Origin of the sequence: Motilibacter deserti (assembly GCF_011250635.1) — a bacterium.
In the GTDB taxonomy this organism is placed as follows: domain Bacteria; phylum Actinomycetota; class Actinomycetes; order Motilibacterales; family Motilibacteraceae; genus Motilibacter_A; species Motilibacter_A deserti.
The window spans coordinates 1-3277 of record NZ_JAANNP010000162.1; the positions used below are offsets into that span (position 1 = coordinate 1).

Annotated in this window: 5 protein-coding genes; all 5 read left to right on the top strand. The window is 69.9% G+C overall.

All coding sequences use genetic code 11. The features are described 5' to 3' along the window. Positions 1-600, top strand: a 600-nt coding sequence (gene rpsE / locus G9H71_RS21750; protein WP_196792365.1) for a 30S ribosomal protein S5, incomplete at its 5' end; no start/stop codon positions are given. After that, positions 600-800 (top strand): 50S ribosomal protein L30, encoded by a 201-nt coding sequence (rpmD, locus tag G9H71_RS21755; RefSeq protein ID WP_166284859.1) that lies wholly within the window; start codon positions 600-602, stop codon positions 798-800. The genes rpsE and rpmD, both read left to right, overlap by 1 nt. Before the next feature lie 11 nt (positions 801-811). Continuing rightward, positions 812-1306, top strand: a complete 495-nt coding sequence (gene rplO, locus G9H71_RS21760; RefSeq protein ID WP_331273188.1) for a 50S ribosomal protein L15 — start codon at positions 812-814, stop codon at positions 1304-1306. Positions 1307-1610: 304 nt separating this feature from the next. After that, positions 1611-2909, top strand: a complete 1299-nt coding sequence (gene secY / locus G9H71_RS21765) for a preprotein translocase subunit SecY (RefSeq protein ID WP_166284861.1) — start codon at positions 1611-1613, stop codon at positions 2907-2909. Next, a partial coding sequence (locus G9H71_RS21770; protein WP_166284862.1) for a nucleoside monophosphate kinase occupies positions 2909-3277 on the top strand: 369 nt, incomplete at its 3' end. The genes secY and G9H71_RS21770, both read left to right, overlap by 1 nt.

Here is a 3277-nt window from a genome sequence, read left to right on the forward strand (position 1 = left end):
GCCGGCGGCGGCACCGGAGGACCCGGCGGCGATCGCCGTGACCGGCGCGGCCGTGACGACCGGCGCGGGCAGGACGCGGGCGGCGACAAGACCGCCTACGTCGAGCGCGTCGTCGCCATCAACCGCGTTGCCAAGGTCGTGAAGGGCGGCCGGCGCTTCAGCTTCACCGCGCTGGTCGTCGTCGGTGACGGCGACGGCACGGTCGGCGTCGGCTACGGCAAGGCCAAGGAGGTGCCCGCGGCGATCGCCAAGGGCGTCGAGGAGGCCAAGAAGCACTTCTTCAAGGTGCCGCGCATCCAGGGCACCATCCCGCACCCCATCCAGGGTGAGGCGGCCGCGGGCGTCGTCATGCTCAAGCCGGCCAGCGCGGGTACCGGTGTCATCGCCGGTGGCCCGGTCCGCGCTGTGCTCGAGTGCGCCGGCATCCACGACGTGCTCAGCAAGTCCCTCGGCTCCTCGAACGCGATCAACATCGTCCACGCGACGGTGGCCGCGCTCAAGGGCCTCGAGCGTCCGGAGGCCGTGGCGGCCCGCCGCGGCCTGCCGCTCGAGGACGTCGCGCCGGCGGCGCTGCTGCGCGCCCGGGCGGGGGTGGCCTGATGGCGCAGATCCGTGTCACCCAAGTGCGCTCGAAGATCGGCGGCACGCAGGGCCAGCGCGACACCCTGCGCTCGCTGGGCCTCAAGCGCATCCGCCACAGCGTGATCAAGGAGGACCGGCCGGAGATCCGCGGCATGGTCCGGACGGTGGCCCACCTCGTGACCGTCGAGGAGATCCCCGGAGAGGAGGCGCAGTCGTGAGCGAGGAGACTGTGCAGCTCGAGAAGGACGAGGCGGGCGCGGGCACCGCGAGCCGCGTCGGCAAGAGCCCGCTCAAGGTCCACCACCTGCGCCCGGCGCCCGGCTCGAAGAAGGCCAAGCAGCGCGTCGGCCGTGGTGAGGGCTCCAAGGGCAAGACCGCTGGTCGCGGCACCAAGGGCACCAAGGCCCGCTACCAGGTGCCTGCAGCGTTCGAGGGCGGCCAGATGCCCCTGCACATGCGGCTGCCGAAGCTCAAGGGCTTCCGCAACCCGTTCCGGGTGGAGTTCGAGGTCGTCAACCTCGACAAGCTGTCCACGCTCTACCCGGACGGCGGCGACGTGACGGTCGACAGCCTCATCGAGCGGGGCGTGGTCAAGCGCGGCCGCCCGGTGAAGGTGCTGGGGACCGGTGAGGTGTCGGTGGCGCTCAACGTCACCGTGGACGCCTTCTCCGCGTCGGCCCGCGAGAAGATCGCGGCCGCCGGGGGCTCGACGACCGAGCTCTAGCCCGGTCGCTCGCCGGCTCCGCGGGGACGGGGGAGTCTCCCTCCCCCCAGCCCGCGTCGGCGCAGCGCCCGTACGCAAAGGGAACGACGCTCGTGCCCGCTCGGTCTTCGCTGACTGGGCGGGCACGCGCCGTTCGTGCGTTATCGTCGTCCGGCTAGCCTTTGCAGCCGGCAACGCAGCCGCCTGGGCCCGTCCGGGCTCCCGTCGGCGCCTGCGGCTCTCGCGGCCCCACCCGGTGCCGTGACATGGTGGATCCGTTCGACTACCCCGCCCGCCCCTGCGGGCGCCTTGTGCAGGAGGAACCGTGCTCACCGCGTTCGCCCGGGCGTTCCGTACGCCCGACCTGCGCAAGAAGCTCCTGTTCACCCTCGCGATCATCGCGCTGTTCCGGTTCGGCTCGCTGCTGCCGACCCCGGGTGTGGACTACGACGCCGTCCGCCAGTGCACGACGAGCGTGGACGACGACGCCGGTATCTACGGCATGGTCAACCTCTTCAGCGGCGGCGCGCTGCTGCAGCTGTCGGTCTTCGCGCTCGGGATCATGCCGTACATCACGGCGAGCATCATCGTGCAGCTGCTGACGGTGGTCATCCCGCGCTTCGAGGCGCTGAAGAAGGAGGGCCAGTCCGGCACGGCCAAGCTGACGCAGTACACCCGCTACCTCACGGTGGCGTTGGCGGTGCTGCAGTCGACGGCGCTGCTCGCCCTGGCCCGCACCCCCGGCCGCATCTTCCAGAACTGTGCCGCGGACCTGGTGCCGGACGACTCGCTCTTCCGCATCCTGACGATGATCTTCACGATGACCGCCGGCACCGGCCTCATCATGTGGCTCGGCGAGCTCATCACCGACCGCGGCGTCGGCAATGGCATGAGCCTGCTGATCTTCACCTCGATCTGCGCCGGCTTCCCGAACGGCCTCTGGAACGTCAAGGCCGCCCGCGGCTGGGACGCCTTCATCGTGATGATCGTGGTCGGCCTGGTGGTCGTGGCAGCGGTCGTGCTCTTCGAGCAGGCCCAGCGCCGCATCCCGGTGCAGTACGCCAAGCGCATGGTCGGTCGGCGGATGTACGGCGGCACCTCGACCTACATTCCGATCAAGGTCAACCAGGCCGGCGTCATCCCGGTCATCTTCGCCTCGTCGCTGCTCTACCTGCCGCAGCTGGTCGCTCAGCTGGGCGACACCACCGCCGGCTGGCGCCAGTGGATCGAGCGCTACATCTCGCGTGGCGACCACCCGCTCTACGTGCTGATGTTCGTGGCGCTGATCATCTTCTTCACGTTCTTCTACGTCGCGATCACCTTCAACCCGAAGGAGATCTCCGACAACATGAAGCGCTACGGCGGCTTCATCCCGGGCATCCGGGCCGGTCGGCCGACCGAGGAGTACCTCGACTACGTCCTGTCCCGCATCACGCTGCCGGGCTCGATCTACCTCTCGGTCGTCGCGATCATCCCGATCCTCGCGCTGGGCCTGTTCAGCGCCAACCAGAACTTTCCGTTCGGTGGCACGAGCGTGCTGATCATGGTGGGTGTCGGCCTCGAGACGCTGAAGCAGGTCGAGAGCCAGTTGCAGCAGCGCAACTACGAGGGGTTCCTCCGCTAGTGCGTCTCGTCCTCGTCGGCCCCCCAGGCGCGGGGAAGGGCACCCAGGCCCAGTTCATCGCCGCTCAGTACGACGTGCCCCAGGTGTCCACCGGCGACATCTTCCGGGCCAACGTCGGGCAGGGCACGCCCCTGGGCCTGGAGGCCAAGCGCTACATGGACGCGGGGGAGCTGGTCCCCGACTCCGTCACGATCGCGATGGTCGAGGACCGTCTGCTGCAGGACGACGCGGCGAAGGGGTTCCTGCTCGACGGGTTCCCCCGCAACGTCGCCCAGGCAGAGGTCCTGGACACGATGCTGCACCAGGCCGGCACGGCGCTCGACGTGGTCCTCGAGCTCGTGGTCGACGACGAGGAGGTCGTGCGCCGG